This is a genomic window from Amycolatopsis ruanii (genome assembly GCF_003385175.1).
Lineage (GTDB): Bacteria > Actinomycetota > Actinomycetes > Mycobacteriales > Pseudonocardiaceae > Amycolatopsis_E > Amycolatopsis_E thermalba.
Window position 1 is genome coordinate 130,763 of record NZ_PQHY01000008.1, and the last position, 12,983, is coordinate 143,745.

Below are 12,983 nucleotides of genomic sequence, written 5' to 3' on the forward strand. Positions count from 1 at the left end.
CGGGCTCGATTTTTTTTATTTGGCGGTGAAGGAGATCGTGTGCCAGCCGGTCGCGCCGTCGGGAACGGTGCCGACGCGCTCCTGCGTCTGCGTGTAGCCCGATCGGTCGGTTGCCCGGCAGCTCACCTGATGGGTGCCCGCGGGAACCGTGATCTCGGCGTACCACATCCGCCAGGTGTCCACATTGACCTCACGGGACAGCGTCGCGTCCTGCCAGGGTCCGTTGTTCACGCGCACCTCGACGCGGGCGACGCCGGTGTGCTGCGCCCACGCCACCCCGGAGATGCGCACCGTTCCGGCCGGAAGGGTGGCGAAACCCTTGGGGAAGTCGATGCGCGACTGGGTCTTGATCGGAGCCTGCTCGCCCCAGCCGCGGTTGAGCCAGTACGCCCGCCGCGCCCGCCAGGTGGTGACCTCCAGATCGGTGACCCACTTGGTGGCCGACACGTACCCGTACAAGCCGGGAATGACCAGGCGCGCGGGAAACCCGTGCTCCAGGGGCAGCGGTTCACCGTTCATCCCCAGCGCCAGCATTCCGCCACGCTCGCGGTCCAGGGCCGCCGGCACGGGTGTGCCGGAGGTCCAGCCGTCCACACTGGTGGCGAACAACTGCTCCGCGCCCGGCTGGACACCGGCCTCCTCGAGCAGATCGGCCAAGTCGATGCCGATGAAGTTCGCGGTCGACACGTAGGCACCACCGACCTCATTGGACACGCACGTCATCGTGATCGTGCGTTCGACCAGGGGGCGGTCGCGGATGTCCTGGTAGCTGTACCGCTTCTCCCGGCCGACCATGCCGTGCACCCGCAACGACCAGTCCTCGGCGCGCACCTGCGGCACGGTCAGCGCCGTGTCCACCCGGTAGAACTCGGGGTTGGGCGTCAGGAACGACGGGGTGCCGAGCCCGGCGAAATCGGTGCCGGCCGGGATGGCCGGTGCCGTCCGCGCGGGGACGAGCGGGCCGACCGCCGCCCGCGACGCCGCCGCGTTCTTCGAGCCGGCCAGTGCCTGACCGCCCACCCCGGCCAGAGCCGAGCCCACCACCACGCCGGCCCCGGTGGTCAGGAACGCCCGCCGCGACGTGCCCGTAGCGGCGGAAACCGCCCGGGGACGGGCGGCGCGGTGCAGCGCCACGAACACCGCGGCGCCGGCTATCAGGCTCACCAGCGGTGCCAGCAGAGCCGCCGCGCCGAGGTCGGGCCGGGCGGCGACCGCGACGATGCCGACGACACCGAACAAGGTGATCACCACCGCGCCCGGCCACACCGAACGGCGCGAGGCCAGCCCCGCCAGCGCGGACACCACGACCAGCACCAGCGCCATGCCGGCCAGGAGCACCAGCTTGTCGTAGGTGCCGAAGGTGCGCACGGCGAAGTCCTTCAGCTCCACCGGCGTCAGATCGATCGCGCCGTTGCCCACCGCCAGGTACGGCGAGGCGTTCACCGCGATCAACCCGGCGACGAGGTGCCCGGCCGCCAGCGCCGCGACCAGCGCCAGCACGCCGCACAGCGCGGCCACCCACGCTCTCAGCCGCACCCGTTCGGGTGGAGCGGACGGTGCCTGCGGCGGTGTTCCGGTCTCAGCCATACTCGGCATTCGCCACGGAGGCCCGCGAGTATTGGTGCCGCGCCGAATTCGCCCGGAATGGTGGTGACTGTGACCGCCGTCACGAGCACCGGCCGGCCGCTGCCGGACGCCTGGGAGCTCAACCGTTTTCGTTGATCCGGGTGAATCGAGCGGTCACCGCCGGGAGGCACCCCAGCGCGAGCCGGGGTGCCCTCGCCTCAGCGCTTGGCCTCCGTGGCCGGCCGGATCCGGCCCCGCACCTCGCCGAAGCCGATGCGGCCCGCCTGGCCCGGGGCGGTGGCCGAGATGACCACCTCGTCGCCGTCCAGGAGGAACGTCCGCTCCTCGCCGTTGACCGTGACCGGCTCCTTGCCGCCCCAGGTCAGCTCGATGAACGCGCCCCGCTGGTCCTTCGCCGGGCCGGAGATCGTGCCCGAGGCGTACAGGTCGCCCGTGCGCGACGACGCGCCGTTGACCGTCATGTGCGCCAGCATCTGCGCCGGTGACCAGTACATCTCCCGGTACGGCGGGCGGCTGACCTCCTGCCCGTTCCATGACACCGACAACGCGACGTCCAGCCCCCACGGCTCGCTTTCCCGCAGGTACGGCAACGGCACCGGCGACTGCTCCGGCGTCGGCACGCCCGCGGCCTCCAGCGCCAGCAGCGGCACCACCCACGGCGAGATCGACGTGGCGAAGCTCTTGCCCAGGAACGGGCCCAGCGGGACGTACTCCCAGGCCTGGATGTCCCGCGCCGACCAGTCGTTCACCAGCACCGCGCCGAACACGTGCTTCGCGAAGTCCTCCGTCGGCACCGCGGTCCCCAGCCCGGACGGCACGCCGACGATGAACCCCAGCTCGGCCTCGATGTCCAGCCGGCGGCACTCCCCGAACGTCGGCGACGGCTCGTCCGGCGCCTTCCGCTGCCCGCACGGCCGCACGATGTCCGTCCCCGACACCACGACCGTCCCGGCCCGCCCGTGGTAGCCCACCGGCAGGTGCTTCCAGTTCGGCATCAGCGGCTCGGCGTCCGGCCGGAACAGCCGCCCCAGGTTGGACGCGTGGTGCTCGGACGCGTAGAAGTCCACGTAGTCCGCGACCTCGACGGGCAGGTGCAGCTCCACTTCGGACACTCCGAACACCGCCTCCGCGGGCACGTCCCCGGCGACCAGCGCAGAAATCCGCGACCGCACCTCGACCCACCGGTCGTACCCCTGCGCCATGAACGCGTTCAGCGACGGCCGCGCGAACACCTCCTCGCCCAGGGCCACCGCCAGGTCGACCACCGAATCGCCGACCCGCACGCCGACCCGCGGTGCACTCCCGCGCGTGGAGAACACGCCGTAGGGCAGGTTGTCCAGCCCGAACAGCGACCCCTCGGGGATGTCGATCGTGGTCACGCCGTCACTCCTCCATCCAGCGCCGAAGCCGGGACCAGTCCGAGGTCCACCAGCTCGGCCACCGGTTCGTCGATGCTGCAGGTCCCGAACGAGCGGAACGACTCGCGCGCACCCGGGTCCACTTCGGACACCAGCTCGGCCACCCGGGATCCGTCCCGCTCCGCCAGCAACGCGACCAGCTCGTCCTCGGACGAGCCGGACCGGGCTGCCGCCGTCGCCAGCAGCAGGTTCAGGAAACCGTGCTGCTCGAACCCGGTCGACGGGTCGGTGTTGCGCAGCGCGTGGTGCAACCCGGCCGTCGCCTTGAACGGCACGCCCGCGCGGACCACGGCGAGCACCGCCGCGGCCAGCTCCGCCTCGCCCGGATACAGCGAAGCCTGCACCCCGCCGGTGCGGAACTTCGCCGAATGCCCGGTCTTCGCGCAGGTCGCGATCACCTCGGCGCGGCGGGAGTCCCGCGGCACCTCGACGAACACCGGCACGTCACCGGCGACCTCCAGCGCGCGGAAGAACTCCGGCACCGACGACTCGGCGGGCATCGCGACCTCGAACCCGGCCAGCCGCACCGGCAGGTCGGCGGCCCGGCCCAGAGCGTCCGGCAGCTGGGCCGGGCCACCCGGCGCGGTCACCGCCAGGTCCAGCGGCTCGGAGACGACCGCGTCCAGCTCGGCGAGCGCGGGCGCCGCCAGGACCAGCGGGCCGACCAGCTCGCCGTAGCCCGCACGCAGGTGCGTGGCGTGGTCCGGCACCGCCCGCGCCAGGGGTTTCAGCCCGGGCGGGAACACCGCCGCGTCGTCGAGGAATCCGCGGAACAGGTTCACGGTGTTCACCGGGGCCCCCGCCCGGCCCAGGTCCACGCGTACGCCGGGTCTTCGGCCGCGCGGCCGCCCTCGCCCAGCTCCAGCGGCCGGAACGTGTCGACCATGACCGCCAGCTCGTCGAAGTACTCGACGCCGATGCTGCGCTCGTAGGCGCCCGGCTGCGGGCCGTGCGAGTGGCCGCCCGGGTGCAGCGAGATCGAGCCCTGCCCGATGCCCGAACCCTTGCGCGCTTCGTAGTCGCCGCCGCAGTAGAACATGACCTCGTCGGAGTCCACATTGGAGTGGTAGTACGGCACCGGGATGGACAGCGGGTGGTAGTCCACCTTGCGCGGCACGAAGTTGCAGACGACGAAGTTGTGGCCCTCGAACACCTGGTGCACCGGCGGCGGCTGGTGCACGCGGCCGGTGATCGGCTCGAAGTCGCTGACGTTGAAGGTGTACGGGTACAGGCAGCCGTCCCAGCCGACGACGTCGAACGGGTGCTGCGGGTAGACGAACCGGGTGCCGACAATCCCGGTGCTGCCGCGGTGCTTGATCAGCACCTCGACGTCGGTGCCCTCGACCAGCAGCGGCTCGGTGGGCCCGTGCAGGTCGCGCTCGCAGTACGGCGAGTGCTCCAGCAGCTGGCCGTACTTCGACAGGTACCGCTTCGGCGGCGTGATGTGCGAGTTCGCCTCGATCGCGTACGCGCGCACTGGGCCGTCCGGCACCCAGCGGTGCGTCGTGGCGCGTGGCAGGATCACGTAGTCGCCCTGGCGGAACGGCAGCACGCCGAACACCGTCTCGACGACACCCTCACCGGACTCGATGTAGACACACTCGTCGCCGATCGAGTTGCGGTACAGCGGCGACGCCTCCCCGGCGACGACGTAGGAGATCCGCACGTCGCCGTTGCCGAGCACGAGCCGCCGCCCGGTCACGACGTCGTGCGACTTCCACTCCTCGCCCGGGAACAGCTCGTGCAGCTTGAGGTGCCGCGGCCGGAGCGGGTGGTTGGCCTCGGTGGTCAGGTCCGGGAGCTCCCAGACGGTCGAATCGACGATCGCCGACGGGATGTTGCGGTGGTAGAGCAGCGAGGAGTCGCTGGAGAAGCCCTCCTCCCCCATCAGCTCCTCGTAGTACAGGCCGCCCTCGGGCGTGCGGTGCTGCGTGTGCCGCTTGGGGGGAACCGCACCGACCTGCCGGTAGTACGCCATGACCTCGCCTCCTTGCCGGTCCGATGTAGTAAATGTATGTACTACTTCTCCGGCGCGCAAGGGTCAGTTGCGGCCGCGCACGTCGAACTGGTCGCGGTTGGTGATCAGCTTGTCCAGCAGCATCACGAGAATGCGCTGCTCGGCCTCGGTGAGCACGCTGGTCCACTCGTGCTCGCGCTCGTTGTGCTCGCGGAACACCTCGACCATCTCGGCCCGGCCGCGCTCGGACAGCGACAGCAGCACCGAGCGGCCGTCGTGCTCGCCGGGCGCGCGCTCCAGCAGCCCGTCCGCGACCAGGGTCTTCGCCAGGTTGGACACCGCCGCGCGGCTCATGCCGGTCAGCTCGGCGGCCTTCTTGGCCTCCAAGGGGCCGGCCAGCCAGGTGACGAACAGCAGCCGGAACGCCGACCAGGAATGGCCGCGCGGCCGGTGGACGCTGGCCTCCAGGTCGTAGGTGACGATGTTGGAGGCCCGGTTCAGGGTCAGCAGCACCTCGGTGGCGAGCTGGTGCCGGAAGCCGAACTCCCCGGCGAGCCGGCGGTTGGCGAGCTCGACGAAGGACCAGAAGTCGAGCTCGCCCTCAGCCATGACCGCAACCCTATCGCCGGAAGAAGTAGTTAATATCTAAACTACCTCATGGGCGGCAGCTGCGACACGTCGTTCCCTGGTCACCTTGAGGAAGGACAGCATCACCGCGCAGAGGACCAGGCAGCCGATCGGGAAGTACAGGCCCACCGACACGTCGTCGGCCGTGGCGTTCTTGCCGATCACGTACGGCCCGAAGAACCCGCCCAGCGCGGCGATCGAGTTGATCGCGGCCAGCCCGACCGCGGTGTGCTCCTTCGACAGCACGCGCGAGGCCAGCGCCCAGTACGGCGCGAGGTAGCCGAGCACGCCGATCGCGACCAGCGACAGGCAGATCAGCGCCGCCACCGGGGTGTGCCGGAACTGGATCGTGCCGAACAGGCCGATCGCGGCCAGCAGCATCATCGCCACCACGTGCCCGCGCCGTTCGCCGGTGCGGTCGGAGTTGCGCGCCACCAGCAGCATCCCGATGGCGCCGACGATCCACGGGATCACGCCGAGGAACCCGATGTTGGTCGCCGAGTACGACGGGTCCATCTGCTTGACGATCTGCGGCAGGAAGAAGGTGAACCCGTACAGGCCGCACGCGGCGAACAGGTTCGCGAACGCCAGGTACAGCACCTTGCGGTCCTTCATCACCCGCAGCTGGCCGAGGAAGGTCTCCTGCTGTTCCGGCGCGTAGTCCTTGTTGATCTCGGCTTCCAGCCATTCGCTCTCCGCGCGGGAGAGGAACCGCGCCTGGCTGGGCTTGTTCGGCAGGTACGCGAGCACGATCAGGCCGACCAGCACCGCGGGCAGGCCCTGCAGGATGAACACCCAGCGCCAGCCGGACATGCCGAACCAGTGGACGTGGTCGAGGATCAGGCCGCCGGTGAGGCTGCCGAGGATCATCGCGATCGGCTGCGCGATCGCCAGGGTCGCGATGGCGCGGCCGCGTTCCTTCGGCCGGAACCACAGCGTCAGGTAGAGCAGCAGGCCCGGGTAGAGGCCGGCCTCGGCGATGCCGAGGACGATCCGCGCGAGGTAGAGCTGCGGGATGTTCTGCACGAACCCGGTGACGGCGGTGACGATGCCCCAGCTGATCGCGATGCGGGCGAGCCAGATCCGCGCGCCGATCTTCTTCATGATCATGTTGCTGGGGATCTCGAACACGACGTAGGCGAGGAAGAAGATCGCCGACGCGGTGCCGAACACGGCCGTGGTGATCAGCAGCTCGTGCTGCATGCCCAGCTGGGCGTAGCTGATGTTGGACCGGTCCATGTAGTTGAACACGTAGAGCAGCGCGACCAGCGGCAGCACTCTCTTGCTCACCTTGCGGATCGTGCGGCTGCCGGGATCCCCGGCGGCGGTGGTTTCGCTCATGTCTCTCCTCGTTGAGTGTCGCGCGAAGTCAGGCCGCGGCGTTGACGCCGGCCAGGCGGCCCATGGTCAGGGCGTTGGCGACCGCGTTGCCGCCACCGACGTAGCGCGGCCCGAGCACGCCGGCCCCGGCCTCGCCCGCGGCGAACAGGCCCGCGATGACCTCGCCGCGTTCGTCGCGCACCGCCCCAAGGGCGTCGATCTCCAGCCCGGCGTGCGTGCACACCAGCTCCGCGGGCAGCAGGCGCGCCGCGTAGAACGGGGGTTCGCCGATGGGGTCCGGGTGGCCGGTCGCGCCCTTGGCGGCGAGCGTGCGGTGCCGCAGGAACTCCGGGTCGTGACCGGACGGCAGCTGCTCGTTCCACCGGCGCACGGTGGCGACCAGGGCGTCCGCGGGGATCCCGGCCTTGCCGGCCAGCTCCTCGAGGCTGCCCGCACGCAGCGTGCGCCCGGCCTCGGCCTCGGCCAGCACGTGGCCGGCGTCCCAGTGCGCGTACCCGGGCGGCAGGCCGCGGCGGGCGCGTTCGTCGAAGATCACCCACGCGGTGCCGCCGTGGGCATCGAGGATGCCGCCGGACACCGCGTAGGAGGCGTCCTCGTCCATGAACCGGCGGCCGGCCGCGTCGACGTGGATCCGCGACTTGGGCGGGAACCCGGACTGCCAGTGGTGCAGCCGCTGGAAGTACGCGGTGGGCAGCATCAGGCCCCAGCCCGCGCCGGTGACCCCGGCACCGACCTGCTCGCCGAAGCGCAGGTGGTCGCCACGGCTGCCGTCGGCGGCGACGACGAACAGGTCCTCGCCCGCCCGCAGCGCCGCCGGGTAGTAACGGGCCAGCAGGCCGGGGTCCCGGGCGAACCCGCCGCTGGCGACCACCACGGCGGTCGCCCGCACCTCGATGCCGTCGGCGACGACGCCGCGGACCCGGCCGCCGGTCTCGATCAGCCGCTCGACGCGGGTGTTGAGGACGACCTCGACGCCCCGGGCGCGCGCGGCCTTGGCGAGCACCTGCACCACGCCGTAGCCCTGGTCCTTGGGCACATGCCCGCGCCACACGTCCTCGACCCCGGCCCGGCACAGGCCCGGGGTGTGCGCGTCGCCGGACACCTTCGCCGGGATCTCCACGCCCAGGCCGATCAGCCACTCCAGCGTCGGGCCCGAGTGGCGGCAGAAGGCCTCGATCAGCCCGGGGTTGAGCTGCCAGGCGTTGAGGTCCATGTAGTGCTGGAAGAACCGCTCGGCGGAGTCCTCGACGCCCAGCGCGGCCTGCACGCTCGTGCCGGCGGCGGTGAACATGCCGGCGGAGAGCTGGGTCGAGCCGCCGAGGTCGGTTTCGGATTCGAACAGCAGCACCGAAGCGCCCCGCTCGGCGGCGGAGACGGCCGCGGCGAGCCCGGCGCCGCCACCGCCGACGACCACGACGTCCCATTCGTCGGTCACGCGAAATCCCCTCCGGTCTCGGCGATGATGCGGTGGTAGAGGCCGTTGGACACCAGACCGCCGTCCACGGTGACCTCGCTGCCGGTCATGTAGCTGGACCTGCTCGACAGCAGGAACAGCACCGCCTCGGTGATCTCCGCGGGTGTCGCCATGCGCCCGGCCGGGATGCTCGCCACGGCCGAGGTGACGAAGCTGCCGGACCCGGCCAGCAGCGCGGTCTCGACGAGTCCGGGGTGGACGGAGTTGACCCGGATCCCCCACTTGGCGAAGTTTCCGGCGGCCGATTTGGACAGTCCGGTCAGCCCCCACTTGCTGGAGCTGTACGCGGGCGAGAAGTAGCCGATCTGGCCGGAGATCGAGGAGATGTTGACGATCGACCCGCCGCCGGAGTCACGCATCAGCCCGGCGACGGCCTTCATGCCGTAGAACGGGCCGGACAGGTTGACGCGCAGCACCCGGTCCCAGATCTCGTCGGTGGTGTCGAGGAACTCCAGGCGACGCGAGATGCCGGCGTTGTTGACCAGGCCGGTGAGGCGGCCGCGGGCCGCTTTGATCTCCTCGACCACGCGCGCCCACGCGGCGGGGTCGGTGACGTCCAGTTCGTGCACCGAGACCGAGCCGCCGTCCTCGGCGATCTCCTCGGCCACCGGGGTCGCGTCGGCGATGTCGGCGAGGCAGACGTGCGTGCCGTGTTCGGCGAGCGCGCGGGCGTGGCCGGCGCCCATACCGGCGGCGGCGCCGGTGATCAGCACCGTGTCCGGGTATTCAGACATGCCGCGACCCGCCGTCGACGGCGATGCTGTGCCCGGTGACGTACCGGGCGCTGTCGGAGAGCAGGAACAGCAGCGGGCCGACCACCTCCTCCGGCGAGCCGAGCCGGTGCAGCGGCACGACGTCCAGCGCGTGCCGCAGCGCCTCCGGGTCCTCCTTGACCCAGCGGGTCATCTCGGTGTCGATGTAGCCGGGGGCGATCGCGTTGACCCGGATGCCGCGGTCGCCGAACTCGACGGCGAGCGACTCCGTGAGGTGCGCGACGGCGGCCTTCGAGGTGCAGTAGGCGGCGCGGCCACGGCGGACGCGGACGGCCGACACCGACGACATGTTCACGATCGCGCCGCCCGGTTCCAGGTGCCGCGCGGCGGTCTGCGCGCCGTAGAGGACGCCTTCGACGTTGACCGACAGGGTCGCGGTGATCTGTTCCGGCGTGATGTCTTCGGCCGGCGCGAACGGGAAGATGCCGGCGTTGTTGACCCAGAAGTCGAGGCGCCCGAACCGCTCCAGCGCCAGCTGTGCCACGGTTTCGTGGTCCGCGGGCTTGGTCACGTCGAGGCGGGCGCCGACGATCTGGCCCGGCTTGTCGCTGTTCGCGAGTTCCGCGGTGAGTTCCTTCGCGGTCGCCAGCATCTGCTCTTCGTTGATGTCGGCGGCGACGACGTGCACCCCGCGCGCGGCGAGTGCGGCGGTGAAGCGCGCGCCCATGCCGCGGGCGGCGCCGGTGACGACCGCGACCTTGCCCGCGAATTCCGGGTAGACGGCCGTCATCGGCTCGTGCTGGGCGCGTGTGTCGCTCATCGGTTCTCCTTCAGGTCGTCGCGGCGCACCGTGCGGTGGCGGATGCGCCAGGTGCCCGCGTGGCGGACCAGGTGGTCGGTGATCGTGGTCTGGCGCAGGAGTTCGGGCGGGCTGTCCGGCAGGGTGCGCACGATCTGCAGGTAGGCGCGCACGACAAGGCCGTCGTCCGCGGGCGTGACGTGCAGGTTGGTGAGGACGTGCCGCGTGACGCCGTCCTGCCCGGCGAAGTCCTCGGCGAACTTCGTCAGCGCCGCCGTCCCGGTGACGGGCGCCGGGTAGCTCGGTGAGCAGAACTCGCCGTCCGGGGTGAAGGTCTCCGCCCACTCGTGGGCACGGCCCTCGTCGATGTGGTGGCTCTGCGCGCCGTACAGCTGGTGCACGAGCGCGAGCGTGTCCGCGTCCACGTTGACCTCCTCCGGGGCTTGCACGCTGCGATCTGCGTGCTATTATCGCACGCAGCGTGCGACTACGGAAACAGTAGGTCGCGGTCCGGTTCGTCGTCAAGGGGGTGCCCGCGTGTCCGAAGTCGACTCGGGGATGTCGAAAACGCTGCACAACGGGCTGCAGATCCTGGAACTGCTCGTCGCGCACCCGCAGGGGATGACGCTGACGGAGATCGCGGAGGGGGTCGGCGTGCACCGGACGGTGGCGCACCGTCTCGTGCGGACGCTGGAGGCGCACCGGTTGTGCCGGCGGGACCGGTTCAAGCGGATCTCGCTCGGCGCGGGCCTGGTGCGGCTGGCCGAGCCGGTGGAACAGGACCTGCGCACGCTCGCGCGGCCCGTGCTGGAGGAGCTGACCGACCTCACGCAGGCCACGGCGCACCTGGTGGTGCGCGAGAACGCCGACGAGGTGCGGATGCTGATGATCGTGGAGCCGCGGCAGGCGCGGATGCACGTGAGCTTCCGGCCCGGCCAGGTGGACCCGATCGACCGCGGCTCGGCGGGCCTGGCGCTGCTGGCCGCGGCGCCGCCGGTGCCGGGCGAGCGGGAGGAGGTGTCGCTGGCCCGCGAGCGGGGTTTCGCGGTGTCCTACGGGGAAATCGCGCCGTCGGTGATCGGGATTTCGGCGATGGTGCCCGGGCGGGAGGTCAGCATCGGCCTGTCGCTCTTTTCGGCCCCCGACGAGGAATCGCTGGGCCGCACGGTGGTGGAGGCGGCCCAGCGACTCGGTTCCCTGCTGCGGTGAACTACGCGGCGGGCCGGACGATGATCTCGTTCACGTCCACCTGCGCCGGCTGCTCGATCGCGTACGCGATGGCGCGGGCGATCGCCGTGGCCGGGATCGTGTTCGCGCGGTAGGTGCGCATGCCTTCCGCCGCGTCCGCGTCGGTGATGGTGTCCGCCAGCTCCGATTCCGTCACGCCCGGCGAAATGGTGGTGACCCGGATGTCCGGGCCGGTCTCCTGGCGCAACCCCTCCGACAGCGCCCACACCGCGTACTTCGTCGCGCAGTAGACCGCGGCCGTCGGGACCACCTCGTGCGCCCCGATCGACGCCACGTTCACGAAGTGCCCGCCACCCTGGCGCTGCATCACCGGCAGGCCCGCCGCGATCCCGTGCAGCACGCCGCGGAGGTTCACGTCGATCATCCGGTTCCACTCGCCGAGCTTCAGCCGCTCCAGCGCGGACAACGGCATGACGCCGGCGTTGTTCACGATCACGTCGACGCGGCCGTGCCCGGCCACCACCCAGTCCACAAAGGACTGCACGTCCGCGGAGTCCGTGACGTCCAGCCGGCGGTACGACGCATCACCGATCTTCGCCGACAGCTCCGCCAGCCGCTCGACCCGGCGCGCGCCCAGCACGACCCGGTGACCGGCCTCGGCCAGCACTTCCGCGGTCGCCCGGCCGATCCCGCTGCTCGCGCCGGTGATGACAACGATCTTGCCCGACATGGGTTCTCCTTTCCTCACCGGCCACTCTCCGCGGAACCGCGCGCCGCAACCAGGGTGTGGTGCACCCACCGTTCCGCACAGCGCGGGGTCCTGGCTGCGCAAGCCCAGTTCCGCGTGCACTTGGCCCAGGTTCCGCTGCCGTGCGGATTGCGGCGGATCTCCTCGACGGTCCCGAGTGCCGAGCGTCCGTCGGCTGATCCGTACGCTGTGCCGCAGCGGTCAACGGGACCCGGGCCTCGAGTCGTACGACACCCTCTGGTCGTTCACCGGCAACTGACGGGCCGTGGGCGGGGCCGGCCGGCCGGACCCTAAGCTCGGGGAATGGCGAAGTACTTCGACGTGCACCCGGACAACCCCCAGCGCCGGTCGATCGGTCAGATCGTCGACCTGCTGCGGCGCGACGGCCTGATCGTCTACCCGACCGACTCCGCCTACGCCCTGGGCTGCCAGCTCGGCAACCGGGACGGCCTGGACCGCATCCGCGCCATCCGGCACCTCGACGACCGGCACCACTTCACCCTGGTCTGCCGCGACTTCGCCCAGCTCGGCCAGTTCGTGCACGTCGACAACACCATCTTCCGCGCGATCAAGGCCGCCACCCCGGGCAGCTACACGTTCATCCTGCCGGCCACCAAGGAGGTGCCGCGGCGGCTGCTGCACCCGAAGAAGAAGACGGTCGGCGTGCGGATCCCGGACCACGTCGTCGCGCAGGCGCTGCTCGCCGAGCTGGGCGAGCCGCTGGTGTCGAGCACGCTGCTGCTGCCCAGCCACGAGGAGCCGCTCACCCAGGGCTGGGAGATCAAGGACGAGCTGGACCACGTGGTCGACGCGGTGGTCGACTCCGGCGACTGCGGCACCGAGCCCACGACGGTGATCGACTTCTCCGGCGGGGAGCCGGAGATCGTCCGAACGGGTGCCGGGGACACCGCGCGTTTCGAATAGCTCTGGACATCGCCGCGCCGACGGGTCACGCTGGAAAAACGCATCCGTGATCCGCGAGGAGGCTGCGATGAGACTGGGCCGGAAACTTGCCGTCGGCGTCGTCGAGGAATCCACGGCCGAAGAGGTCACCCCGGTCGAGGAACCACGCGAGACCGCCGAAACCCCCCAACCGGAGCGCCCCGCCCCCGTCACCGCCGACCGCTGAGC

At 71.1% G+C, this 12,983-nt stretch carries 14 protein-coding genes; 3 read left to right on the forward strand and 11 right to left on the reverse strand.

Annotated features, from left to right (window positions below; all coding sequences use genetic code 11):
* Positions 1–15 precede the first annotated feature (15 nt).
* The 10 genes from D0D28_RS06595 to D0D28_RS06640 form a co-directional block, all read right to left on the reverse strand.
* Positions 16–1,587, reverse strand: a complete 1,572-nt coding sequence (locus D0D28_RS06595; protein ID WP_240323113.1) for a molybdopterin-dependent oxidoreductase — start codon at positions 1,585–1,587, stop codon at positions 16–18.
* Positions 1,588–1,784: 197 nt separating this feature from the next.
* Entirely contained in the window at positions 1,785–2,966 is a 1,182-nt protein-coding gene (gene fahA / locus D0D28_RS06600) for a fumarylacetoacetase (protein WP_116110071.1), read from the reverse strand.
* Positions 2,963–3,823, reverse strand: a complete 861-nt coding sequence (locus D0D28_RS06605; protein WP_116110072.1) for a hypothetical protein — start codon at positions 3,821–3,823, stop codon at positions 2,963–2,965. The genes fahA and D0D28_RS06605 overlap by 4 nt, the downstream gene beginning before the upstream one ends.
* The gene (locus D0D28_RS06610) at positions 3,793–4,983 is read right to left on the reverse strand and encodes a homogentisate 1,2-dioxygenase (RefSeq protein ID WP_094004869.1); all 1,191 of its coding nucleotides are present in this window, start codon (positions 4,981–4,983) and stop codon (positions 3,793–3,795) included. The genes D0D28_RS06605 and D0D28_RS06610 overlap by 31 nt, the downstream gene beginning before the upstream one ends.
* A gap of 63 nt (positions 4,984–5,046) precedes the next feature.
* Positions 5,047–5,571, reverse strand: a complete 525-nt coding sequence (locus tag D0D28_RS06615) for a MarR family winged helix-turn-helix transcriptional regulator (RefSeq protein WP_094004868.1) — start codon at positions 5,569–5,571, stop codon at positions 5,047–5,049.
* Positions 5,572–5,607: 36 nt separating this feature from the next.
* Positions 5,608–6,930, reverse strand: coding sequence for an MFS transporter (locus D0D28_RS06620; RefSeq protein WP_116110073.1), 1,323 nt, complete (start codon positions 6,928–6,930; stop codon positions 5,608–5,610).
* Between the two features lie 28 nt (positions 6,931–6,958).
* A complete protein-coding gene (locus D0D28_RS06625) occupies positions 6,959–8,365 on the reverse strand; it encodes an FAD-dependent oxidoreductase (RefSeq protein ID WP_116110074.1) in 1,407 nt (468 codons plus the stop codon).
* Positions 8,362–9,138 carry an SDR family NAD(P)-dependent oxidoreductase gene (locus D0D28_RS06630; protein ID WP_116110075.1) on the reverse strand — a complete coding sequence of 259 codons (777 nt, stop codon included), beginning with the start codon at positions 9,136–9,138 and terminating at the stop codon, positions 8,362–8,364. The genes D0D28_RS06625 and D0D28_RS06630 overlap by 4 nt, the downstream gene beginning before the upstream one ends.
* Positions 9,131–9,937, reverse strand: coding sequence for an SDR family NAD(P)-dependent oxidoreductase (locus D0D28_RS06635; RefSeq protein WP_205413195.1), 807 nt, complete (start codon positions 9,935–9,937; stop codon positions 9,131–9,133). The genes D0D28_RS06630 and D0D28_RS06635 overlap by 8 nt, the downstream gene beginning before the upstream one ends.
* On the reverse strand, positions 9,934–10,341 hold the full coding sequence (locus D0D28_RS06640) for a nuclear transport factor 2 family protein (protein ID WP_094004864.1): 408 nt from the start codon (positions 10,339–10,341) through the stop codon (positions 9,934–9,936). Before D0D28_RS06640 ends, D0D28_RS06635 begins: the two co-directional genes overlap by 4 nt.
* Before the next feature lie 112 nt (positions 10,342–10,453).
* On the opposite strand from D0D28_RS06640, the gene D0D28_RS06645 reads away from it, so the two are divergent.
* Positions 10,454–11,125, forward strand: a complete 672-nt coding sequence (locus tag D0D28_RS06645) for an IclR family transcriptional regulator (RefSeq protein WP_233157184.1) — start codon at positions 10,454–10,456, stop codon at positions 11,123–11,125.
* Position 11,126: 1 nt separating this feature from the next.
* Here D0D28_RS06645 and D0D28_RS06650 read toward each other — a convergent pair whose 3' ends face one another.
* Positions 11,127–11,834 carry an SDR family oxidoreductase gene (locus D0D28_RS06650; RefSeq protein WP_116110076.1) on the reverse strand — a complete coding sequence of 236 codons (708 nt, stop codon included), beginning with the start codon at positions 11,832–11,834 and terminating at the stop codon, positions 11,127–11,129.
* 321 nt (positions 11,835–12,155) lie between these two features.
* On the opposite strand from D0D28_RS06650, the gene D0D28_RS06655 reads away from it, so the two are divergent.
* Complete coding sequence (locus D0D28_RS06655) at positions 12,156–12,776, forward strand: L-threonylcarbamoyladenylate synthase (RefSeq protein ID WP_094004862.1); 621 nt, start codon at positions 12,156–12,158, stop codon at positions 12,774–12,776.
* A 46-nt stretch (positions 12,777–12,822) separates the two neighbouring features.
* The gene (locus D0D28_RS35530; RefSeq protein ID WP_162830990.1) at positions 12,823–12,981 is read left to right on the forward strand and encodes a hypothetical protein; all 159 of its coding nucleotides are present in this window, start codon (positions 12,823–12,825) and stop codon (positions 12,979–12,981) included.
* Positions 12,982–12,983 lie beyond the last annotated feature (2 nt).

What these genes read in the sequence shown, in the direction of transcription:
- D0D28_RS06595 (WP_240323113.1), bottom strand. Translation starts at nt 1,587, where the DNA reads ATGGCTGAGACCGGAACACCGCCGCAGGCACCGTCCGCTCCACCCGAA.
- D0D28_RS06610 (WP_094004869.1), bottom strand. Translation starts at nt 4,983, where the DNA reads ATGGCGTACTACCGGCAGGTCGGTGCGGTTCCCCCCAAGCGGCACACG.
- D0D28_RS06615 (WP_094004868.1), bottom strand. Translation starts at nt 5,571, where the DNA reads ATGGCTGAGGGCGAGCTCGACTTCTGGTCCTTCGTCGAGCTCGCCAAC.
- D0D28_RS06620 (WP_116110073.1), bottom strand. Translation starts at nt 6,930, where the DNA reads ATGAGCGAAACCACCGCCGCCGGGGATCCCGGCAGCCGCACGATCCGC.
- D0D28_RS06630 (WP_116110075.1), bottom strand. Translation starts at nt 9,138, where the DNA reads ATGTCTGAATACCCGGACACGGTGCTGATCACCGGCGCCGCCGCCGGT.
- D0D28_RS06635 (WP_205413195.1), bottom strand. Translation starts at nt 9,937, where the DNA reads ATGAGCGACACACGCGCCCAGCACGAGCCGATGACGGCCGTCTACCCG.
- D0D28_RS06650 (WP_116110076.1), bottom strand. Translation starts at nt 11,834, where the DNA reads ATGTCGGGCAAGATCGTTGTCATCACCGGCGCGAGCAGCGGGATCGGC.
- D0D28_RS06655 (WP_094004862.1), top strand. Translation starts at nt 12,156, where the DNA reads ATGGCGAAGTACTTCGACGTGCACCCGGACAACCCCCAGCGCCGGTCG.